This is a genomic window from Streptomyces sp. NPDC126497 (assembly GCF_040302425.1).
Taxonomy (GTDB): Bacteria; Actinomycetota; Actinomycetes; order Streptomycetales; family Streptomycetaceae; genus Streptomyces.
This window is the reverse complement of record NZ_JBEORT010000063.1, coordinates 1-21525: the sequence shown is the minus strand read 5'-3', so window position 1 is coordinate 21525 and position 21525 is coordinate 1. Positions and strand designations below refer to the sequence as shown.

Genomic DNA, 21525 nt, shown 5'->3' with positions numbered 1-21525 from the left:
GCATCCAGGACCACCCGAGGGGAGGACGGACGCATGACCGGAGTCGGGGTCCTCGGCACGGGGGCGCATGTGCCGGACCGCGTCGTCTCCAACGACGAGGCCGGCGCGGCGGCGGGGGTCGACGACGCCTGGATCGTCCGCAAGACCGCGATCCGGGAACGCCGCTGGGCCGCCCCCGGGCAGGCCACCTCGGACCTGGCGGCATCGGCGGGGCGGGCCGCGCTGCGGTCGGCCGGCATCACCGCCGACCAGCTGTCCATGATCGTCGTCGCCACCTCCACGCCCGACCGGCCCCAGCCGCCCACCGCCGCCTACGTCCAGCACCTGCTCGGCGCCGTCGGCGCGGCCGCGTTCGACGTCAACGCCGTGTGCTCCGGCGAGGTGTTCGCGCTCGCCGCGGCCGAGGGGATCCTCACCAGACGGGGCGGACACGCACTGGTCATCGGCGCCGACGTGTACTCGCGCATCCTGAACCCGGCCGACCGCAGGACGGTCGTACTGTTCGGTGACGGTGCCGGCGCGATGGTTCTGGGCCCAGGACGGGGAGCACGCATCCGCAGCATCACCGCCCACACCTTCGGCGAGCTGTCGGGCCTGATCGAGGTGCCCGCCGGCGGCAGCCGGCTGCCAGCCGACCGGGCCGCCCTGGATGCCGGCCTCCAGTACTTCACGATGGACGGCCGGGCGGTGCGCGGCTTCGTCGAGGACCGCCTGCCGCTGCTGACCAAGCAGTTCCTCCACGAGAGCGGAGTCGGCCCCGGCGACATCGGCCACTTCGTCCCGCACCAGGCCAACGGCGTCATGCTCGACTCCCTCTTCGCGCAGCTGGCCCTGCCCAGGGCCACCATGCACCTCACGCTCGCGCGCTACGGCAACACGGGAGCCGCCTCCATCCCGATCACCCTGGCGGAAGCGGCCCGCACAGGAGCCTTCCGGCCGGGTGAGCTGATCCTCCTGGCCGGTTTCGGCGGGGGCATGGCCGTGGGATTCGCGCTGGTCGAGTGGTGAAGCCCGCGCGGGGCCGCGGACCGCGGCCCCGCGCGGCGTTCCCGACGACGGCGGAAGCGGGAACCATGACGACGAGGTGTGGAGGGTCCCCCGGAACCGGGGCCGAGCCCGCACGAACGGGCCGTGGCGCTCGCCGCGGGCCGCTTCGGCGACGGCCACCCGGCGCGCGTCCCGGGACGGCCACGACGCGCGACCGTCGTCCAGCGCCTCCGCCTCGTCTAACGCCGTCGTTGCACGGCGATCTGCGTGAGTTCCTCGATGTCGAACGCGGACCGGCCCGGTGTGCCGTAGCGGGTGAGTTTCCCGCGGCTCACCCACTTGCGGATCGTCGCCTCGGACACACCCGCGGCGAGCGCGGCCACCTTGATGGGCACCAGGCGGTGGGACGGCGGTTTCCTCATGCGCCGACAGCCTTCCGCCGTTGTTCGACGAGCGGTCGCAGGGTGATCCATTCGCGCAGTTCCCAGGTGTGCCCCGACGAGCACCGGATGCCGGTGCCGTCCGCGGTCCGCTGCTGCGGCGACGTGGTGATCCTTCCGCTGCAGCCGGTCACCACGCACTCCCAGACGAACACCTGGGGTTCCCCGGGTGCCGGGTCGATGGTGCGCAGCAGTTCCAGCCGCAGGGCGTCGATCTCGTCCGCGAAGTCCGCCGCCGACGGCTGTTCCGTGAGCCACTTCAGGTGGCGCAGCAGGAAACGCGTCATGTGGGGAACCGAGCGCGCGGGCGCGACCCCACCGAGCTCGTCGGTGACGAACCCGGCCCACGACTCGAGAACGGCGAGGATGTTGTGCCGGGCGTCGAGCGCGGACACGTCCAGGTGGTCCAGGCTCCGGCTCCCGGACACCCGCGTGTGGTGCATGCGCCTGGACAGGGGCGAGACGTGGTGCAGACTCTCCTGGTAGAGACCGGGGAGTGCGCGCAGATTGCTCTCCAGCCGCCGGACGCGCGGGGCGCCGAGGGCGAATTCGGCCGCTTCGCCGGGGACCTTGTCCGGAGTTCCCGGGCAGGCGTGTAACTCCAATTCGATCTCCATTCCGAGGTGGTTCGCCCGGCGACCGTCACGGATGACATGAGCTGCCTGTGGGGACCGCCCGGTCGCGGTCGGACCGACGGCCCACGGGAGGAACGGGGGCGCGGTGGAGGATTCGCCTGTGGCTCGGCGAACAGCGGCCCTTTCCGTTTTGGCCCGGACGCACAGGGAGATTTCCATGGTGCGGTTCGGGGTGTCAACGTCGTGCATTCGCGGTCGATCGCCGCTACAGGGGAATTCCAGATTCACCCAGGCGTTCCCGCTCGAGTGCCCCACCGTCAGAACCCGAGGAGATGCCTGTGACGTCCGACGCGATCCGTGACACCGGCCGGGAGGCCGCCGGTCACGCCCGACGCACCACCGCCGACCTGCTCCGCCGCGTCGAGGACAGGCTGAGTTCCCTCCTCGCGGCCGAGCGCGAGGTGTGGGCGGAGGTGCACGAGGGGGCGGTCGTCCCCGTCGACGCGCTGGCCGAGCTGATGGCGTCGGGCGGCAAGCGCATCCGGCCCGCCTTCTGCGTCACCGGCTATCTCGCCGCCGGCGGTGACCCCGGCGACCCCGGGATCGTGGCCGCCGGCGCGGCCCTGGAGATGCTGCACATCTCCGCCCTCGTCCACGACGACGTCCTGGACGACTCCAGCAGGCGGCGCGGGCTGCCGACCGTCCACACGAAGCACGCGGCGCTGCACGACAGCCGCGGATGGCAGGGTGAGTCACGCCGGTACGGCGAGGGCGTGGCCATACTCGTCGGCGACCTCGCGCTCGTCTACTCCGACGCGTTGATGGCCGAGGCGCCGAGGCAGGTGCTGCCGGAGTGGAACCGGCTGCGCTCCGAAGTGATGATCGGCCAGTACATGGACGTCCACGCGGCCGCCGAGTTCTCCGCCTCGCCCCGGAGCGCCCGTCTGATCGCGAGGATCAAGTCCGGCCGGTACACCATCCACCGGCCCCTCGTGGTGGGCGCGAGCGCCGCGGGCCGCGACGAACTCGCCCCTGCCTTCGAGGAGTACGGCGAGGCGGTGGGCGAGGCGTTCCAGCTCCGTGACGACCTGCTGGACGCCTTCGGTGACTCCACGGACACCGGCAAGCCCACCGGTCTCGACTTCACCCAGCACAAGATGACGCTGCTGCTGGGCTGGGCGATGCAGCGCGACGAGCGCATCCACGGCCTGATCACGGAGCCGGGCCACACACCCGACGAGGTGCGCCGCCGCCTGGTGGACACCGGTGTTCCCGCCGACGTCGAGAAGCACATCGCCGGCCTCGTCGAGCGGGGCTGCAAGGCCATCGCCGACGCGCCCATCGACCAGGCGTGGCGCGGTGAACTGACGGACATGGCCCGGCGGGTCGCCTACCGCAGCGCCTGAGCCCGGCGTCTGCCCGGTCCCCGGGCGGCCGCCGGGCACCGGGCCGCGCCACAGCGCCGCTCTACCGGCGCTCCAGCAGCGCTGCCGATACTCGCTGGAAGGCCCGGGGCCGCAGAGCCCCGTCCCGGATGTCGATGCGAAGGGATTCCTGTGTCCAACCCTGAAGCCGTACTCGCCCGGATGCGCGAGTACATGGTGGGCCCCACGCGCTTCATGAACCTCTACGCCTGCTTCGAGCTCGGCATGGTGGACGCGCTGCGCAAGGAGCCCGGCCTGACCGCGGCCGGGATCGGCGCCGCGGTGGGTGCGAAGCCCGATGCCGTGGAGCAGTTGCTGCACCTGCTGGTGAAGGAGGGATTCGTCGCCCGGGACGAGGCCACCGGCGGCTACGCCCTCGACGCGCTCGCGGACGTCGCCGAGACGGACCTCCAGCGCGTCCTGACCTTCATGAGCATGATCAAGACAGGCATGCTGCGGCAGCTGTACTACCTCTCCGACAGCGTGTCGACCGGCAGCGTGGTGGGTCTGAAGGAGCTCTACGGGTTCGAGGGCACGATGTTCGAGGCGGCGGCCGAGGTCGAGGAGGTGCGCGCCGCCTGGGGGCCGCTGGCCCGGAACGAGACCGCCAGTGTCTACCCCTGGTTCTTCCGCAGCTTCGACGTCCCGGCCGGGGCGCGGGTGCTCGACGTGCAGGGCGGCAACGGGCTCGGGGCGATCATGACGTACCAGCTGAAGGGGTCGCCCGGTCTGCGGGTGACCACCTTCGACCGGCCCGCCCTGGAGGCCGAGTGCCTGCGGAACTTCGAGGCGCGAGGTGTCGCGGAGCACTGCTCGTTCGTGGGCGGTGACGTCCTGGAGTCCCTTCCGGGCGGTTTCGACGTGATGCTGCTCAAGCACTTCGTGGACATGTACGACGAGGACGAGGTCCGCACCATCTTCAGGAACGCCCACCGGGCGCTGGAGCCCGGTGGGCGGATCGTCGTCCTCGCGCCCGTGTACCCCGAGGACATCAGGGACACCGACGACTACCAGGCCGACTTCTTCCCGGCCTACATCCTCGGCTGCGTGGTGGGACGCGGCGGACTGCAGAAGCTGTCCACCTACCGGAGCTGGCTGGAGGAGAGCGGGTTCGAGGTCACGGAGGTGAGCGCCAAGGACCCCGCCGACATTCCGCCGGACGCCATCATCAACCGCGTCGTCATCTGCGCGACCAAGCGGGCCTGAGCCGGCCGGAGGCCGGCCGCTCGGTGGGAGCCGCCGGCCGTCCGGGGCCTCAGGCGGCGTAGAGGTCGAACGTCGAGCCGCGCCGGGGTCCGGCGACGACGTCCAGCTGGGGGTCGACGACCAGCATCGCCTGGTACAGCCGCTGCAGCCGCGGCGAGGGCTCGACGCCCAGCCCCTCGACCAGCCGGAGGCGCAGCCGGTGGTAGACGTCGAGGGCCGACGCCTGCCGGCCCGACCGGTACAGCGCCAGCATGGCCTGTGAGTGCAGGCCCTCGTGCTGCGGGTGGCGCGCCGTCAGCTGCGCCAGCTCCGGCAGGAGTTCGGTGTGCCGGCCGAGCCGCAGGTCGGCGTCGATCCTCCGCTCGACGGTACCGAGGCGGCTTTCCTCGAGGCGCATGACCTCTATCTTGAGGACGGGCCCGGTCCGCACGTCGACCAGGGCCGGACCCTGCCACAGGGCCAGCGCCTGCCGGAAGCGGTCGGCCGCGACCGCGTCGTCGCCGGCGTCGAAGGCCGACCTGCCCTCCGCGACCATGCGTTCGTACGCGTGCACGTCGACGCTCTCGGGGGGCGTCTCCAGCGCGTAGCCGCCGTGCCGGGTGGTGAGGACCTCCTTGACCGTGCCGGGGGAGTCGGGGCCCATGGCGCTGCCGAGGCGCCGGCGCAGCTGGAGTATGTAGGTCTGGAGGGTGGCCAGCGCGCTCTGCGGCGGCTTGGTCCCCCACAGTTCCTCCATGAGGGTGGGGACGGGCACCACCCGCCCGGGAGAGAGGGCGAGCAGGGACAGGATCTGCCTCGGTTTGGCGGCCGTCGGGACAATGGACTTCTCGTTCACCTCGGCACATAAAGTACCCAGTACCTGAATCTTCACTTCTTCCCCCGTGCTTCGTCGAGTCCTTCTTGGCAGACCGCGATGGGCGTGAAAGGGTCGGCCAGGCTGCGTGGCACGTACAACATGCCGATACCTTGGGAGACGGACCGGCGGACCTCAGGACCATGAAGCGCCAGTCTGTCCGGATCGTTTCGGTGCCGCATGTGCCCACTAGTGTTGTCCATGGGACTTGAGCGGGACTGTTCGCCGGCTTGGCGCCGGCTTGGTGACCGCTCGGCCGACCGCGACCGGCCGCCGAGCCGAAGCCAAGCCGACGCCGGGTCGGCGCCGGGCCGCCGGGCCGTCCCGCCCGGGACTACCCGCCGAGGCGTCGCAGCAGGTGGACCCGGCGCAGCCGCCCCATGGTCCGGTACAGCACCTCCGCGGTCAGGGCATGGGTGAAGGAGTACCAGCCCAGTCGCTGCGGGTCCTCTCCTATCAGGCCCGCCGCGACGATGGTGTCGACGACCTTCAGCGCCTCGTCGATCCCGAGCGACGAGGCGCCGACGACGGCGTCGATGGCGAAGCTGCGGCCCGCGATGGAAGCGATGGACAGCAACTCGGCGGCGGCCGGGTCGAGTCGGGCGACGCGGTCCAGCACCACCTCGCGCACGGGTGCCGGCACCGGTGCCGTGCGGCCCCGGCCCGGGCAGGCGTCGTCGAACACCTTGATCAGTTCGCGCAGGTAGAACGGATTGCCCCCGGTGCGGTCCCGCAGGTCCTCGGCGGTGGCCCCGCTCACCTCCCGCCGGAGCATGGCGCTCGCCAGGGCCCGGGTCTCCGCGACGTTCAGGCCGCTCAGCTCCACCCGGGTCGTCTCCGCGCGGGCCAGCGCCGCTGACGTCCCGGTCAGGGCCGCCGCCCCGTCGGACCGGTAGGACACGGCCACCAGCAGGCGACTCGCCCGCACCGACTCGGCCAGGTGGGCCAGCAGCCGCAGTGAGTCCGGGTCCGCCTGGTGCAGGTGATCGAGGACGATCACCAGCGGTGTGGTGCGGGACGCGCCGGTCAGGTAGTGGACGATCGCCTCGAACTGCCGCAGGGTGGCGTCCGCGTCCGCGCCGTCCAGGGGCTGCCCGCCGAGCACCTCGGCCACGGGCCCCGGGACCGGATGCCGCGGGCAGTGGGTGCCCACCCTGTCCAGCACCTGCCGCCAGGGCCACAAGGGAGGTGTGGCGACATGGCCGGGACAGGTGCTCCACAGCACCGGCGCACCCGCCGTCATCCCGGTGAACCGCCGCAGCAGACTGGTCTTGCCGATACCCGGTTCACCGGACACGGTCAGCACGCGTCCCCGGCCGAGCGCGGCCGCGGCCGAGACCGCGGCCAGGTGCCGCAGCGCCGACTCGCGGCCCACGAAGACCTCCTCGTCCGCGGCCGGTCCGGGCCACGGTGGGCCGGGCACCCGGACCCGCTGTGCGGTCCCGGGGCCGCCCGGCGCCCTCACGGCCGGGCCGGCCGGGGGCGGACGCCAGTCGAGCGCCGGGGCATGGCTGAGGATCTCGCGCTCGAGATGCTGCAGCGCCGGCCTCGGATCGATGCCCAGCTCCTCTCCCAGCCGTCTCTGATTGGTCCGCAGCACCGCCAGGGCGTCGGCCTGCCGGCCGGCCCGGTACAGCGCCAGGCTCAGGAGCTCGCAGCCGTACTCGCGCAGCGGATGCGCCTGCACGAAGGCCTCCAGCTCGGCGACCGCCACCTCGTGGGCCCCCACGGCCAGGAGCGCCGCGCAGCGCCCCTCGGCGACCGACAGCCGCAGCTCCTTCAGCCGCGTCACCTCCGCCGCCACGTGGACGGAATGGGAGACCTCGGTGTAGGCCTCGCCCCGCCACAGTGCCAGCCCGGCCTCGAACTCGCTCAGTGCCTCGTGCGGATCCCCCCGGTTCCACGCCTGCCATCCCGCCTTGGCGTGTCTCTCGAACCGGTGGACGTCCACCTCCACGACGCGGCCGTCCAGCAGGTAGCCGCGGTCACTGGTGCGCAGCACCTTCGGCGGTGTCCGTGGCGCCCGGCCCGGTTCCAGCACCCTGCGGAGGTTGGCCACGTAGGACTGCAGTGAGGTCATCACCGAGGACGGCGGGGACTGTGCCCAGAGGGCTTCCAGCATGACGTCCACCGGCACCGGCCGGCCGGCCCGGCTGACCAGTAACGCGGCCAGTCTGCGTTGTTTGGGCGCCCCCAGGTCCACCGGTCGGCCGGCGACCACCGCCTCCAACGGACCCAGCGCCCGGAACTCCACCCTGGGGGATGCGATTCTTCGCATTTCCGGCGACTGCGCTTCGGTCCACCGGATGAATTCCGATGGCGCGTCGAACGATGTCGTAAATAATTCCACGTCGCTCATGTCGTTAATTCTTCCAAGACGGTGGCCGGGAAGGTATGGCGATGAATTGCCCCGGTGCTGGTGAGGTGAATGCGTGGCATGCCGAAGCCGACGAAGGACGGGGACGGGAACGCGCGGTGCGGAGTGCCGTCACCGGCGACGGGAGCGTGATATTCCGGTGGGTGACGGCGGGCGGCCGAATGGTGTGACACCTGCGGAAGGCGGACCGGATGGACGCAGTCGTCGCGCTTCACGGACGTCCCCCCGACGGCGCGAAGGCAACCGCGAACCCCGTCGGGCCCCACGCATGCTTGAGTATGTTAATCGGATAGATTGCTGTCAAGGTTGAGTGCCGGCGCGTGGGGCTTATGCCTATTTCCTGATCATACGGCGGTTCGGGACGAATTCAGGCTTCGTCGGCGGACAGCGCGCAGTCGGAGGCGGGACCGGCCGGGACGGGGTGCGTGGCGGCGTACTCGCCGCGCGCCATCCGGTAGCCGAGCTGGAAGCGGTGCTCGGCGCCGTACTGCTTGCGCAGCGAGGCGATGTGCCCCTGCACGGACCGCAGACTCATGCCGAGGCGGCGCGCGATCGCCTTGTCGGAGCGGCCCTCGATCAGCAGGGCCTTGATGGCCTGACGCACGTCGGGCACCACCTCGCGGGCCGCGTCCGCCGCCCGCACCGGCCGGAACGGGAACCGCTCGGCCCGTACCCAGGCCTCCTCGAAGACGCCCCCGAGGAACGCGAGGACGGCGCCGTCCCGGATCACCGCCGCGCTGTGGGAGCGTTCGGCGCCGGGGATGAAGGCGACCTCGCCGTCGACGACGATCAGCCGGTCGAAGAACTCCGGGAGCGTGCGCACCTCCACACCCTGGTGCTCCATGACCTTCTGCACGTATTTCTTCGCGGGCTCGGAGAACCGGGCGCTGTGCTGGAAGAGCGCACGCATCGGGACCCGGCGGGTCAGGGGGGCGCGCACCGCCGCATGGAGCCAGTCCGGCGTGGCTCCGGGACCCGGTTCGTCCGGCTGGGCCGTGAGGATCTCGCGCTTCGCCCGCCACAACGCGTCACTGACCGCCTCCTGGACGGCCCCCGGGCCCTCGACGTACCGGATCAGGCCCGGAGTCCCGGTGCCGGTGCCTTCGGCGAGGAGCAGCCGACCCGCGGTCTTCGTGGCGTACCGTTCGAGGCTGCCGAGGGTGTCGGCGATCCGCAGCAGGGACTCCAGCGGTGAGTCGGCGGGGGACAGGGTCTCCCGCGTCCGGCTGCTGCCTGCGCTCATGACGTCATCCTTTCCGTGGACTCAACCTGGGCACGGGGCCGGGGCCACGGGTGTCCCGTGACCCCGGCCGGCGAGGGGGTCCTCCGCCGCGTGGCCGGAGCGGGGCCGTACCCGGGAGCAGCAGGACGTAGGTGCTCCGGCGGGACCGCACCGCGACGGGCCGGCTCGACCCGGCCGTGCCGGCCCCGGGAGCACCGCGGGCGCAGGGCGGCACGGGGAGCGGGCCGTCGCGCGGTGGCCCTCCGGCGGCGGGGGCCGCGGACGGCGGCGACCGGGCGGGTGGTCACCCGGCAGCGGGCGACGGGACCACGGACGGGGCCGGGGTGGAGAACCGCCGGCCGGCCGTACCCGCTCCCGCCGCGCCCGCCCGGTGCGGGGGAAGCCCGCGGGAACGACGGGCGCGGCCGCCGGACGAGGACACGTGCCGGCGGGGACCCGCTTGCCCCTCGGGTTCCGACGGCCCCGCCGGAAGCCCCGGTCCCGGCAGGCAGCGGCGCACGCCCATGTGATTCCCCCCGTTTCCCGATCCCCGGCCCCTCACGACCGGCTCCCCGGGACGACAGCCGCCCACAGGCCCTCCGCCCCCGTCGGCAGTCACCCCCCCGTCAGATCCTTGGTGAACACTCCGGAAGTCGCAACCCCGTTCGCCGGTCACCCCAGTGATCCTGGCTCGATACTCTAGCCATGCGGGTCGAGCGGGGCCGCTCGATGACCCGGCGCCTTCACCAGCCTCTCGCGGTGCGCGACGATCTCGGGCTGATGGACCTCCGTGTCCCAGTCCTCGGGCGCGACGGGGACGAGCGCGATGGAGATCACCTCCTCCTCGACCTCGAACGCCTCCCGCACGGCGGCCGTCACCAGCTCCACCAGGTGCGACCGCCGCTCGGCGGTGAGGGACTTCGGGAAGTGCCGAATGGTCACGTGGGGCATCAGGGCGTCCTTGTCCGTCGTGTCGCGGAGCGCGGTGCGGGTCGTGGTGTGGCGCGCTGGAGGGCCTTGACCAGCTCGCCGACGCCCGGGTCGCGCAGCGCCCCGTAGTGATCGGTCTCCAGCTGGACGATGGTGGGCGGTGGTGTCGCGCGGTCCTGCGCGCGTTCGATGAAGGAGGGCGCGTCGTCACGCGCCCGGAACACGGTGACGGGCGCCGAGACCCGGCGTGCGGCCAGGTCGACGGGCTCGTGGGCGAACCCGTAGGTACGGCGGACCACGGCCACCACGCGGCGGATCAGCCCGGGATCCAGCTGCGGGAACCGGCGGTCGACGAACCGTGCGAAGTCCTCCGCGTCGGTGGACCGGCGCAGGCACTCGTCGAGGTCCGGGCCGCCGGGGAGCTCCCCGGCGAAGACGGAGAAGAGGATGGCGGTGAAGACGGGATCGGCGAAGTCGGCCACCGCCGCGGCCGGCGCCGTCCGCGGGGCGCCGGCCACCCGCGGCGATCCCGGAGCCAGCAGGAAGAGTTGTTCCACCCGCTCCCCCGACCGCTCCAGCTGCCACGCCGCCTCGAAGGCGACCCGCGCGCCGAAGGAGTAGCCCCACAACGTGTACGGCCCCTCCGGCTGGACGCGCCGCAGCGCCGCCACGTCGTCGGCGGCCATCTCCTCGACGGACGCGAACGGCGTCTCGCCCTCGTTGACACCGTACGACTGGACGCCGTGGACCGGGCGGTCCCCGGGTGCGCGGGCCGCGAGCAGCCGCAGGTTCATCGTGACACCACCGAGCCCGGGCCAGCAGAAGACGGACGGACCGCCGCCCCCGGACCGCAGCGGGGTGATCCGGGAGGCGTGGGCGGCGGCCCTGGTGCTCACCGCCTCGGCCAGCTTCGCCACCGTGGTCGCCTCGAACAGCAGCTGGAGCGGCACGGTGCAGCCGAACGCCTCGTTGATCCGCTTGACCAGGGCGACCGCGATCAGTGAGTTCCCGCCGAGCTGGAAGAAGTCGTCGTGCACGGAGACGAAGTCCCGTTTCAGGGCCGCCCTCCACAGACCGCACAGCCGCGCCTCGATCCGGTTGCGCGGCTCCACCACCGGGCGGGCGTGTGCCGCCGTCTCGTCGACGTACCCTTCGAGGGCGCTGGTGTCGAGCTTGCCGTTGGGGGTGTGCGGGAGCTCGGGCACCACCAGGATCCGGCTCGGGAGCATGAACTCGGGCAGGGACGAGGCCAGATCGTCCCTGATCAGCTCCTCCGGCCCCTTCATGTGCACCTGGTCCTCGTGCATGCCCTCGTGGCGGAGCTGCTCCTCGCTGACCGTGCCGCCGACGCAGAAGTACGAGGGTCCGGTGGGCCGCAGGGCCTCGCGCAGGATCGCCGTCATGCGCCTGGCGGCGGGCAGGTCGTCTCCGGTGCGCGAGCTGTACCCGGCGGGCATGAGGCCCAGGCGGCAGGTGTTCATCATCAGGTGCTGCGCCTCGCGGCCCAGGTCCAGGTAGCCCCTCCGTTCCCTGCCCTGCTCGGCGGCGCGGCTGACGAGCGTGATGCCGAAACCGGACCGGTCGTACACGGCCTGGTTGATGGCGACCACGTGCCGTCTGGCGACCAGTTCGCGGCTGATCGGGTGCAGCCGGCCCTCCCGGTACAGGTACTGGCCGCTGAGCGGCCCGGCCTCGCTGCCGGGATGGAACTGCACGTAGACGTCGAGGGAGCGCTGTGCGGGTGCCTGAGCCCGTGCCGCGGTCCAGGGCACCAGCTCGAAGGAGCCCAGGTAGTGGTCGTCCCGGTCGCAGCCCAGCAGCCGCACCAGGGAGCCGTCGTGCGCCGCCTCGGCGAGGGCGAGGCCGTGTGCGGGCAGCACCTCGTCGAACAGGCCGGCCATGTGCCCGGCCTCGATCTCCAGGACCTCGTGGATGTTCTTCCTGTACACCGGCTCGATCGCCGATCTGCGGCCGATGAAGTGCACCCGGGCCCCGGGGCGGGCCGCCGCCCCGAGGCCGTGGACCAGCACCAGCTCGTGGCGGACCGGGTGGTAGTAGTAGTGCCCCGCCGCCAGGCCGCCGACCCCGGCGAGTTCCAGGTACAGCTGTGTCGCGTAGAGGGATCCGGGGGAGGCGTACGCGTACTTCGGCAGCAGTCGCTCGTCGCTGTGGTGCTGTCCGAAGTCACGGAGGATCACCCCGAGTTCGTCCAGGGTCAGCTCTTCGGGACGGCGCGGCCCGGCCCCCTCGGTCCGCCGTTCGATCGCCGCCAGCACGTCCGCGGCCCTGAGCGGGCCGCCCTCGTAGAAGCGGTAGGTCTTGCGGGCGAAGGCCCGGCGCCGCTGCTCGGGGCCCGCGGTGGCGCCGGGCAGGCGCACGGTGGGCCGCCCGGACAGATCGGCCGCGTCCCGTACTCCCGGGTCCGACAGTTGGGCCTTGACCTGAAGTTTGGACGACTTCGACACGTGGTGCCGGCCGAACTCCCCCTGGTCCATCAACGCGGCTTCCCTGGGGCTGAGTTCGACGCACGCCACCAGGTTCCGGGCTTCGGTGAGCGGATCGGTGCGCACGAGCACGGCGGCGTTCCTCACCCAGTCGTGGGCCTCGATGGCCAGGCGTATCTCGTCCAGCTCGATCCGGAAGCCCCGCAGCTTCACCTGGTTGTCGGCCCGGCCCGTGAACTGGACGCTCCCGTCGGGGTTCCAGCGGGCCAGATCACCGGTGCGGTACAGCCGGTCGTGCCCGGACTCCCCGTCGGACGCCCCCGGCCGCGGCTGCGGGTTCGGCCGGAAACGGTCCGCGGTGAGTTCGGGCCGGTGCAGATAGCCGCGCGCCAACTGAACACCGCTGATGTGCAGTTCACCCGTCCCGCCGTTGGCCACAGGGCGGCCCTCGGTGTCCAGGATGTGATAGCTCAGACCGGGCACGGGCGTGCCGATCGGAAGGCTCTCGGGTCCCTCGTCGAGGGTGGCGGGGTCGACGGTGTGGGCCGAGGTGTTGATGGTGCACTCGGTGGGGCCGTAGAGATTGACCAGGGTGGTTCCCGGGAGCGTCCGGTTCACTTTCCTCGCCAGCGTGCGGGACAGCGCCTCGCCGCCGCTGAAGAGGTGCGTGAGCGAGGTGCAGCGGCCGAACTCGTCGGTGTCCACGAGGGCCTGGAGGAGGGTCGGCACACACTGCAGGGTCGTGACGGCGTGACGGGTGACGGCCTCGATGAGGCGCGGGGGGTCCCGGTGGATGCCACCGGACCCGATCACGACCCGGCTTCCGCAGGCGGGGGCCAGGATCTCCCACTGGGCGGCGTCGAAACTGATCGGGGTCTTCTGCAGGACCGTCTTGGCCGCGTCGAGCGCGAAGGCGTCGGCGAGCCAGCGCATCTGGTGGACGACGGACCGGTGTTCGATCGCCACGCCCTTGGGTTCCCCGGTGCTGCCCGAGGTGTAGACGACGTACGCCAGGTCCGCGGGGCGCGGGCCGTCGGGCAGCTCGGCGGCGTCCGCGCCGGACCGGTCCTTCATGAACTCCACGACGTCCTCGAGGGTGACGACGACGGTGTCCGCGGTGAGGAACTCCACCAGCCGGTTCCGCAGGAGGCCCTGCGTGAGGACGACGCCCGTGCGGGCGTCCCGCACGATGCGGCGGATGCGTTCCTCCGGGTAATCGGGCGAGAGCGGCAGATAGGCCCCGCCCGAGCGCAGGATCCCCCAGGCGCCGATCATCAGGTCCAGTGACGGCTCGACGAACAGCCCCACGCAGTCGTCCGCGCCGACGCCGAGGTGGTGCAGGTACCGGGCGACGTCGTCGGCCTGGTCGGCCAGCTCGCGGAAGGTGAGCGACTCGCCCTCGTCGATGACGGCGATGTCGCCGGGACGGGCACGAACCTGGGCGTTCAGCAGATCGGGCAGGCATGTCCCGCCGGTGTCCTGTCTCTTCATCAATGCATCCCCGTAATCGGATAGGTCTTCGACCTCCGGCTCGAACGTACGGATTCGGGCCACGGGCGGCGCCGCGGCCGACCCCCGCAATCAATGCAGTGCGGCAACCCGAACCATGGACCGCGTGGTCATCGCGCACGGGGCGCGGCAGATTCGGGACCGGCACGTGCCCACGGGGCGCACCGCACCCGCGGCACGTGCCGGACGGAACCGATCCGGAGGGCCCTGTGACCGAACTGTTCACCGGCAGTGTCGTCGGCTCACTCGAGGAACTCGTGGGCAACACCCCGATGCTGCGGCTGGGGCTCGCCGGACTGCCCGCCGGCGCCCAGGTGCTGGCCAAGCTGGAGGCGGTGAACCCGCTGTCCAGCATCAAGGACCGCGCCGCCCTGTTCATGCTGCGCGCCGCCGAGGAGGCGGGGACCCTGCGTCCCGGCGCGACGATCATCGAGTCCACCTCGGGCAACACGGGGATCGCCCTCGCCGCCCTGGCCGCCGCCCGCGGCTACGGCTGCCGGATCGTGCTCCCCGACAACGCCTCGCGGGAGCGCCTGCGGGCCCTGCGCGTCCTGGGCGCCGAGGTCGAACTCACCGACCACGCCCTCGGCTTCGCCGGCTGTGTGGAACGCGCCGAGGAACTGCACGCCGCGATCCCCGGATCCTGGTACGCCGCCCAGCACGTGAACGCCGACAACGTACGGGCCCACTACGAGACGACCGGCCCGGAGATCTGGCGGGACACCGGCGGCCGGGTCGACCACCTGGTGTGCGGCGTCGGCACCGGCGGCACCCTGACCGGGATCGCCCGCTTCCTCCGGGAGCGCAACCCCCGGGTGAGGGTCGTGGCCGTCGAACCCGCGGGTTCGCCCCTGTTGTCCGGCGGCGAACCCGGACCGCACCGCATCCCCGGCCTGAACGGCGGATTCACCAGCCCGGTCACCGATGTCACGGTCATCGACGAAGTGATCGCCGTCGAGGACGAGGACGCCGCGGCCACCACCCGCTCCATCGCCGCCTCCACCGGACTGCTGGTCGGCGTCTCGTCGGGCGCCGCCGCGTACGGCTGCGTGGAACTCGCGCGCCGGCACGACCTGGCCGGTGCCACGGTCGTCACCGTCTTCCCGGACACCGGAGAGCGCTACCTCAGCTGGTGGTCCGAGGCCCACCCCGCAGAACCCGCGCACGGGCGACCGGCCCGCACACAGGAACGGAGCGCCACCGACACATGAATCCCGAGCGTTCGCTGCTGCTCGTCGGTGCCACCGACGAAACGGTGGCCAAGGCCAAGCAACTGGGCTTGTACGTCCTGCTGCTGCAGCACCCCACCAAGGTCACCGCCGAGCAGGAGCGCCTCGCCGACCACGTGGAGGTCGTCGACTACACCCGATGGGACCTGGTCGAGCCGTTGGCCAAGCGGCTCCACGACACCCCGGGTTTCACCGCCGCCACCTCGATCACCGAGCCGGGCCTGGAGAACGCGGCCCGCATCAACGACCTGTTCGCCCTGGGCGGCACCGGTCACGAGGTGACCCGGCGCCTCCGCGACAAGGCGGTCATGCGCGAGCACCTGGCCGGGCTCGACCCCGACGCGGTCCGCGCCGAACCGCTGCGCGTGCGCGAGGACCTGGACGCCTTCGGGGAGAGGCACGGCTACCCCTTCATCGTGAAGCCGACCGACGCCACCGCCAGTATCGGCGTGCACCGCCTCGACGGGCCCGCCGACGCCGAGCGGGTCTGGGCCGAGGTGCGGCGGCTGTCCGGCACCAGGACGGACCGGGTCTCGACGCTGCTGCTGCTCCAGGACTTCCTGATGGAGGAGTACCTCGACGGCCCGGAGTACAGCGTGGAGTCCTTCAGCTCCGCCGGACGCCATGTCGTCATCGCCGTCACCGAGAAGTTCACCGACCCCGCGCACTTCGCCGAACTGGGGCACGCGGTCCCCGCCCGGATCGGTGCCGCGGTCGACGAGCGGGTCCGTGCGGCCGTCATCGGATTCCTGGACCGGATCGGTGTCGAGGACGGTGTCTGCCACACCGAGATCCGGATCGGCGCCCGCGGCCCCCGCGTCATCGAGAGCCACAACCGGATCGCCGGTGACGCCATCACCGACCTGGTGCACAGCGTCTACGGCATCGACACCGTCAAGCTCGCCCTCGCCGCACCCTTCGGCCTGGCCGGGGAACTCCCCGACCGGCCCGAGGCGCGCGGCGGGGCCGCCGTGCGGTCGGTGGTGGGCCGGCCGGGCGACGTCGTGGAGTCGGTCGACGGCGTGCCCGAGGCACAGGCCCTCGCCGACGTACTGGCGGTGCGCATCAGTGCCAGGCCCGGGGAGACGGTGCGTCCCCTGCGGGACAACTGGGACCGCCTCGGCCTGCTCGCCGTGACCGGCGAGGACACCACCGCGGCGATCCGGCGCGGCGCCGAACTCGTCGGCGACGTGCTGAAGGTCCGCACGAGGGGCCCCGACGGCCGGCCGCGCCTGGCCGAAGCCGCCCCGGTGAGCGAACGGACGGTGATCCGGTCGTGAGCGTCCTCGTCCTGCACCGCAACCCCTTCGCCGCCTTCCCCTACCGCCGGTGGCTGGACGGCGACGCCCCCGGCCTCGACGGCCGCACGCCGTACCCCGGCCACATCGTCGTCCTCGCCGCCCGCGACAAGATCGAACTGGCCGGCGAGGAGATCCCGGGAGCCGCCGACCACGACTTCACCCACCTCGAACTCTTCGACACCCTCGACGACGAGGAGGTGCCGGCCCGCGCGCTCGCCCTCGCCGAGGAGTACCGGATCACCCACGTCATCGCCCACCACGAGGCGGACGTGGCCCTCGCCGCCCGCCTGCGCGAGCGCCTCGGCCTCGACGGGGCGTGGAGCGCCGACATCGCGCCCTTCCGTGACAAGGCCCTGATGAAGCGGCTGGCGCGGCAGGCCGGTGTCGAGGTCGCCCCGCACACCGTGCCGGGCACCGCCCGGCAGGCCCGCGACTTCGCCGGGCGGCACGGCTTCCCCGTGGTGCTGAAGAACCGGGCGGGCTACAACTCCATCGGCCTGAGCGTCATCGCCGACCGGGACGAGCTGGAGCTGCGGCTCGCCCGGGCCTACCGGGACGGCCCGCGGGACGACCTGCTCGTCGAGGCCTACGTGCCCGGGCGGATGTGCCACGTCGACGGGCTGGTGGTGGACGGCCGCACCGTGGCCGCCTGGCCTTCCCAGTACCAGTACGACCTGGCCTCGTTCGGGGCCGACCCCGGACCGCGCGTCGACCTGACCCTGGACGTGGACGACCCGCTCACCCCCCGGCTGCTCACGCTGGTCGAGCGGACCCTGGCGGCCCTGAGGCCCGAGGGCTCGCGGCTGCGCACCCACGCCTTCCACGCGGAGGTCTTCCACACGCCCGACGACCGTCTGGTGCTGTGCGAGATCGCGGGCCGGTCGGGCGGCGCGAAGATCCGGGAGGTCTTCGAGACCCTCTTCGGAATCCAGCTCGCCGTGCAGGTGACCCGGGCGGAGGCCGGCCTCCCGCTGCCCGTGATCGAGGGCGCCACGGACGACGGGGCACCGCTGCGACCGCGCTGCATGTCGGGGCAGGTGCTCACCATGAAGCGGCCCGGCCTGGTGCGCTCGCTCCCCGCCGTCCCCGACGAGGAGTGGGTGGAGGGCTTCTGGCTCTTCGCCGAGGAGGGCCAGGTGATCGCCCCGGCCGCGGGCTCCGCGGACTTCCTCACCGCGGCCGTGGGTTCGGCCCCGACCCGCGTCGAGTGCGAGCGCCGGCTGCGCGACCTCGGTGCCCGGATCGTCGCCGGGACGAAGATCGTGGCGCCGCCCGGGGACGCCGCCCGGCCCGGGCGGAACGCCGAGCCGGCGGAGGCGTCATGACGCGCAAGCCGTTCTCCGTCCGCTTCAAGTACATGCTGGGCATGGTCGTCGACGCGACCGGCAGCGGCATGTACCTGCCGCTGTCGCTCCTCTACTTCCATCACGTCACCGGTCTGCCGCTCACCCAGGTCGGCGCCATCGTGACGACGGCCGCGGTCATCGGCCTGGTGAGCAACCCGGTCGCCGGCGTCCTCATCGACCGCTTCAGCGCCCGCACCGTGCTGGTGGGCGGATACGTGCTGCGGGCCTCGGCGTTCTGCGCCTACCCCCTGGTCGACAACGGCGCGGCCATGTTCGCGGTGATGCTGCCGGTGGCCCTCGGCGACACCTCCTACCCGCCGGCCATCCAGTCCTTCGTGGCGGAGATCGTGCAGGGCACCGAGCGGGACAAGCTGCTCGCCCTGCAGCGCAGTCTGCGCAACGCCGGGATGGGCGTGGGCGGACTCCTCGCGGGCGCGGCCCTCGCCCTCGACGAGTCCGGGTTCTACTTCGTCGTGCTCGGGGCCGCCGCCGGCTACCTGCTGTCCGCCGGGCTGCTCAGCACCATCCGCACCGGCACGCCGGCACGGTCCGGGGGCGGCAGGGTCTCCCGCAGGGGCGGCTACCGGATGGTGGCGCGCAACCGGCCGTTCCTGGGCCTCACCCTGCTGAACGTCCCGACGGCCTTCGGGTACATGGTGCTGTCCGTGGCCCTCCCGGTGTACCTCACCCGCGAACTGGACGCGCCCGTATCGCTGGTGGGCGTCCTGTACGCGGTCAACACGGTCGGCATCGCGGTGCTGCAGATCCCGGTCACCCGGGTCCTGGTCAAGTACCGCAGAACGCGTGCGGTGGCGCTCGGAGCGGGCATCTTCGCGCTGTCCTTCGTCGGCTTCGCGGTGCTCGGCGTCCTGTCGACCGGTGCCGTACTGATCGCCGGCGTGTTCGCCGCGACCGCGGCGTTCACCGCGGGCGAGCTGCTGCACGGGGCCACGGCCTCCGCGCTGGTGGCCCAGGCCGCGCCGGAGGAGACCCGGGGCCGCCACCTCGCGGTCTACCAGTTGTCGTGGGCGGTGCCCATCGCACTCGCGCCGACCGTGTTCACGGCCCTGCTGTCGGTGTCGGCCACCGGGATGTGGCTGGTGCTCGCGGTGGCCACGGCGGGCTCCGCCCTGGGTGTGCTGCGCCTCGAACGCGACCTGCCGCCGGCCTCGGTGCACCCGGTGCCGCCCGAGGCCGGAGCGGCCGCTTCCCGAACCGGATCGACCAGAAAGGCTGCGTGACCCCATGGGGATGTCCAGTTGGCGCGTACTCGGCGACGAGGACCCGGAGTTCGCCCGGGAGGGGGCCGCGGGACAGAGCGGGCTCGTCAGCCAGTTGCGGCCGCTGATCGCGGAGTTGAGCAAGCCCGGCGGCCTGGTGTTCGATCCCTTCGCCGGCTGGGGCACCACCCTGGTGGCCTGCGCGGCCGAGGGACGGCGCGGGATCGGCATCGAGATCAACCCGTCCCGCGCGCAGGAGGCACGGCAGCGCGTCGCGCGCTACCCGGAGCAGCGCATGCTCTGCGGCGACGCCCGCACACCTCCGCTCGACCCGGACACCGTGGACCTGGTCCTGTGCGACCTGCCGTACTTCGGCACCGACCTGGACCTCGAGGCACCCGACCCGGGCCAGCTGTACGCGCTGCGCGACTACGACGCCTACCTGGCGGCGCTCGACGAGGCCTTCGCGGCCGTCGCACGGGTGATGCGACCGGGTGCCCACGCGGTCGTCGCCGTCCAGAACCGTCGTATCGCGGACCGGTTCGTCCCGCTGGCCTGGGACGCCGCGCGCGTGCTCGGCCGCCATCTGACCCTGGGGGACGAGCGCGTCCACCTCTACGACTGGCCGGTCAAGGACGAGGGCGACCCGATGCGCACGAACCGGTCGCACGAGTACCTGCTGATGGCCCGGAAGTGAGGCCGGCCGCCCCCGACGGGCGCCGGCCGGCCCCACCACACCGGGGACCCGGATCAGACCTCCCGCCAGGCCCGGAGCTTTTCGGGGTTGAGCACCGACCAGATCTGCTTGATCCGGTCCTGCGCGACGTCGAACGCCAGCACCGACACGGGGACGCCGTCCACCTGGGCGACCAGGCCCGGCTGACCGTTGACCGTGCTCTCCACCAGCGTCAGGTCGGGCACCGCCTCCATCCGGCCGGCGAAGAAGCGCGCGATCTGCTCGGCGCCCTCGACCGGACGGATCACGGCCCGCACGAGTCCGCCACCGTCGCCGGTCGCCGTGGCGTCGGGGGCCAGCAGACCGATGAGGGCCTCGATGTCCTTGGCCTCCCACGCCTCCTTGAAGGCCCTGACGAGGTCGGCGCTCCTGGCCGCCGGTGCCGCGGCGGACTGCGACCCGCGGATGCGGCGGCGGGCCGACGAGGCCAGCTGGCGGCAGGCCGCCGGTGTCCGGCCGACGATGTCGGCCACCTCGGCGAAGGAGTAGCGGAAGACGTCGTGCAGGACGAAGGCGACGCGCTCGGCCGGCGTCATCGACTCCAGTACGACGAGGAAGGCCATGTTGACCGACTCGTCGAGGGTGACCCGGTCGGCCGGATCGTTCGTGGTGCCGCCGCTCCACCGCCCGCTGATCCACTCCGTGGCCGCGGGCAGTGGCTCCGGGACCCACTCGCCCACGTACCGCTCCCGCCTGGCCCGTGCCGAGCCGAGCAGGTCGAGGCAGATGCGGCTGGCGACGGTCGTCAGCCAGCCACCGGGGGACTCGACGGCCTCCCGCTGTTCGGGAGTCATGGCGTACCAGCGGGTGTAGGTCTCCTGCACGACGTCCTCGGCCTCGGTCAGCGAGCCGAGGAGCCGGTACGTGAGGTTGATCAGCTGGTGCCGCTCGCTGATGACCGCGCTCAGGCTCGTGTCGAGCGGGCCGTGCCCGGAATCGGACGGGTCGGTCATGGTGGTCGCCCACTCCCTCGGTCGCTGTGTCCCCGTTCGGTCCGACGAGACACCGCGGCGAACTGTGAGGTGGCGCGGCGCCTCACATTACGCAGGGCTGCGTCGTCGTAACCGATGGACGGAACAGTATCCCGATGAAGAAGGAAGGCAACCGATGCCGGAATCCGTGAACGTATCGATCATCTACTACAGCTCCACGGGCAATGTGCACACCTTGGCACAGGCAGCCGTCGAGGGGGCGGAGAAGGCCGGCGCGCAGGTGCGGCTGCGCAAGGTCGCGGAGACGGCTCCGCAGGAGGCGGTCAACTCCAGGGCCGAGTGGGCCCAGCACCTTCAGGACACCGCCGATGTGCCCTTGGCGAGCCACGACGACCTGGAGTGGGCCGACGTGGTGCTGCTCGGCACCCCGACCCGATTCGGCAACCCGGCCAGCCAGCTGCGGGCGTTCATGGAGACCACCGGACCGCTGTGGGGCCAGGGCAAGCTCGCGGGCAAGGTGTACTCGGGCTTCACCACCTCCGGTACCGCGCACGGCGGCCAGGAATCCACCCTCCTGGCGCTGGCGAACACGTTCTACCACTGGGGCGGCATCATCGTGCCCCCCGGTTACACCGACCCGGTCATGAACCAGCTGGGCAACCCCTACGGCGCCTCCCACGTGGCCGACGGGAGCGCTCCTCAACTGGCTGCTCCCGGGGGTCTCGTCGGTGCTGGAGACGACGATCGCCTACGAACAGGTCGCGGTCGACCTGACGGCGTGGGTGGCCCGGATG

At 72.3% G+C, this 21525-nt stretch carries 17 protein-coding genes; 9 read left to right on the top strand and 8 right to left on the bottom strand.

The window, feature by feature from the left end; genetic code table 11:
- The first annotated feature begins 33 nt into the window (after positions 1–33).
- On the top strand, positions 34–1008 hold the full coding sequence (locus ABTY20_RS23755) for a 3-oxoacyl-ACP synthase III family protein (RefSeq protein ID WP_351999047.1): 975 nt from the start codon (positions 34–36) through the stop codon (positions 1006–1008).
- A gap of 218 nt (positions 1009–1226) precedes the next feature.
- Here the strand turns inward: ABTY20_RS23755 and ABTY20_RS23750 are convergent, their stop codons facing one another.
- Positions 1227–1409, bottom strand: coding sequence for a hypothetical protein (locus ABTY20_RS23750; protein ID WP_351999046.1), 183 nt, complete (start codon positions 1407–1409; stop codon positions 1227–1229).
- Positions 1406–2044, bottom strand: a complete 639-nt coding sequence (locus ABTY20_RS23745; RefSeq protein WP_351999045.1) for a hypothetical protein — start codon at positions 2042–2044, stop codon at positions 1406–1408. The genes ABTY20_RS23750 and ABTY20_RS23745 overlap by 4 nt, the downstream gene beginning before the upstream one ends.
- 296 nt (positions 2045–2340) lie before the next feature.
- On the opposite strand from ABTY20_RS23745, the gene ABTY20_RS23740 reads away from it, so the two are divergent.
- A complete protein-coding gene (locus tag ABTY20_RS23740) occupies positions 2341–3408 on the top strand; it encodes a polyprenyl synthetase family protein (protein WP_351999044.1) in 1068 nt (355 codons plus the stop codon).
- 150 nt (positions 3409–3558) lie between these two features.
- Positions 3559–4632, top strand: a complete 1074-nt coding sequence (locus ABTY20_RS23735) for a methyltransferase (protein ID WP_351999043.1) — start codon at positions 3559–3561, stop codon at positions 4630–4632.
- Positions 4633–4681: 49 nt separating this feature from the next.
- Here the strand turns inward: ABTY20_RS23735 and ABTY20_RS23730 are convergent, their stop codons facing one another.
- The 5 genes from ABTY20_RS23730 to ABTY20_RS23710 all read right to left on the bottom strand — a co-directional run bounded on the left by ABTY20_RS23730 (position 4682) and on the right by ABTY20_RS23710 (position 13949).
- On the bottom strand, positions 4682–5503 hold the full coding sequence (locus tag ABTY20_RS23730; protein WP_351999042.1) for an AfsR/SARP family transcriptional regulator: 822 nt from the start codon (positions 5501–5503) through the stop codon (positions 4682–4684).
- 316 nt (positions 5504–5819) lie between these two features.
- Entirely contained in the window at positions 5820–7763 is a 1944-nt protein-coding gene (locus ABTY20_RS23725; RefSeq protein WP_351999041.1) for an ATP-binding protein, read from the bottom strand.
- A 466-nt stretch (positions 7764–8229) separates the two neighbouring features.
- Positions 8230–9105: a LuxR family transcriptional regulator gene (locus ABTY20_RS23720; RefSeq protein WP_351999040.1), complete on the bottom strand. Its 876-nt coding sequence runs from the start codon at positions 9103–9105 to the stop codon at positions 8230–8232.
- 678 nt (positions 9106–9783) lie between these two features.
- The gene (locus ABTY20_RS23715) at positions 9784–10035 is read right to left on the bottom strand and encodes a tautomerase family protein (protein ID WP_351999039.1); all 252 of its coding nucleotides are present in this window, start codon (positions 10033–10035) and stop codon (positions 9784–9786) included.
- Positions 10035–13949, bottom strand: a complete 3915-nt coding sequence (locus ABTY20_RS23710) for an amino acid adenylation domain-containing protein (RefSeq protein ID WP_351999038.1) — start codon at positions 13947–13949, stop codon at positions 10035–10037. Before ABTY20_RS23710 ends, ABTY20_RS23715 begins: the two co-directional genes overlap by 1 nt.
- A 227-nt stretch (positions 13950–14176) precedes the next feature.
- Between ABTY20_RS23710 and ABTY20_RS23705 the strand changes: the two genes are divergently transcribed.
- The 5 genes from ABTY20_RS23705 to ABTY20_RS23685 are packed head-to-tail and all read left to right on the top strand — an operon-like array spanning position 14177 to position 19760.
- Positions 14177–15178 carry a PLP-dependent cysteine synthase family protein gene (locus ABTY20_RS23705; protein ID WP_351999037.1) on the top strand — a complete coding sequence of 334 codons (1002 nt, stop codon included), beginning with the start codon at positions 14177–14179 and terminating at the stop codon, positions 15176–15178.
- Positions 15175–16476, top strand: coding sequence for an ATP-grasp domain-containing protein (locus ABTY20_RS23700; RefSeq protein ID WP_351999036.1), 1302 nt, complete (start codon positions 15175–15177; stop codon positions 16474–16476). The genes ABTY20_RS23705 and ABTY20_RS23700 overlap by 4 nt, the downstream gene beginning before the upstream one ends.
- Positions 16473–17822 carry an ATP-grasp domain-containing protein gene (locus ABTY20_RS23695; protein WP_351999035.1) on the top strand — a complete coding sequence of 450 codons (1350 nt, stop codon included), beginning with the start codon at positions 16473–16475 and terminating at the stop codon, positions 17820–17822. Before ABTY20_RS23700 ends, ABTY20_RS23695 begins: the two co-directional genes overlap by 4 nt.
- Positions 17819–19084, top strand: coding sequence for an MFS transporter (locus ABTY20_RS23690; RefSeq protein ID WP_351999034.1), 1266 nt, complete (start codon positions 17819–17821; stop codon positions 19082–19084). The genes ABTY20_RS23695 and ABTY20_RS23690 overlap by 4 nt, the downstream gene beginning before the upstream one ends.
- Positions 19085–19088: 4 nt before the next feature.
- A complete protein-coding gene (locus ABTY20_RS23685; protein ID WP_351999033.1) occupies positions 19089–19760 on the top strand; it encodes a TRM11 family SAM-dependent methyltransferase in 672 nt (223 codons plus the stop codon).
- A 53-nt stretch (positions 19761–19813) separates the two neighbouring features.
- Here ABTY20_RS23685 and sigJ read toward each other — a convergent pair whose 3' ends face one another.
- Positions 19814–20752 carry an RNA polymerase sigma factor SigJ gene (gene sigJ, locus ABTY20_RS23680; protein WP_351999032.1) on the bottom strand — a complete coding sequence of 313 codons (939 nt, stop codon included), beginning with the start codon at positions 20750–20752 and terminating at the stop codon, positions 19814–19816.
- A gap of 154 nt (positions 20753–20906) precedes the next feature.
- Between sigJ and wrbA the strand changes: the two genes are divergently transcribed.
- Positions 20907–21525, top strand: a 619-nt coding sequence (gene wrbA, locus ABTY20_RS23675) for an NAD(P)H:quinone oxidoreductase (RefSeq protein ID WP_351999031.1), incomplete at its 3' end; no start/stop codon positions are given.

Bases quoted from the DNA above. Each gene is read 5' to 3' on its own strand.
- ABTY20_RS23755 (WP_351999047.1), top strand. From the start codon at position 34: ATGACCGGAGTCGGGGTCCTCGGCACGGGGGCGCATGTGCCGGACCGC.
- ABTY20_RS23750 (WP_351999046.1), bottom strand. From the start codon at position 1,409: ATGAGGAAACCGCCGTCCCACCGCCTGGTGCCCATCAAGGTGGCCGCG.
- ABTY20_RS23745 (WP_351999045.1), bottom strand. From the start codon at position 2,044: ATGGAGATCGAATTGGAGTTACACGCCTGCCCGGGAACTCCGGACAAG.
- ABTY20_RS23725 (WP_351999041.1), bottom strand. From the start codon at position 7,763: ATGCGAAGAATCGCATCCCCCAGGGTGGAGTTCCGGGCGCTGGGTCCG.
- ABTY20_RS23720 (WP_351999040.1), bottom strand. From the start codon at position 9,105: ATGAGCGCAGGCAGCAGCCGGACGCGGGAGACCCTGTCCCCCGCCGAC.
- ABTY20_RS23715 (WP_351999039.1), bottom strand. From the start codon at position 10,035: ATGCCCCACGTGACCATTCGGCACTTCCCGAAGTCCCTCACCGCCGAG.
- ABTY20_RS23710 (WP_351999038.1), bottom strand. From the start codon at position 13,949: ATGAAGAGACAGGACACCGGCGGGACATGCCTGCCCGATCTGCTGAAC.
- ABTY20_RS23700 (WP_351999036.1), top strand. From the start codon at position 15,175: ATGAATCCCGAGCGTTCGCTGCTGCTCGTCGGTGCCACCGACGAAACG.
- ABTY20_RS23690 (WP_351999034.1), top strand. From the start codon at position 17,819: ATGACGCGCAAGCCGTTCTCCGTCCGCTTCAAGTACATGCTGGGCATG.
- ABTY20_RS23685 (WP_351999033.1), top strand. From the start codon at position 19,089: ATGGGGATGTCCAGTTGGCGCGTACTCGGCGACGAGGACCCGGAGTTC.
- sigJ (WP_351999032.1), bottom strand. From the start codon at position 20,752: ATGACCGACCCGTCCGATTCCGGGCACGGCCCGCTCGACACGAGCCTG.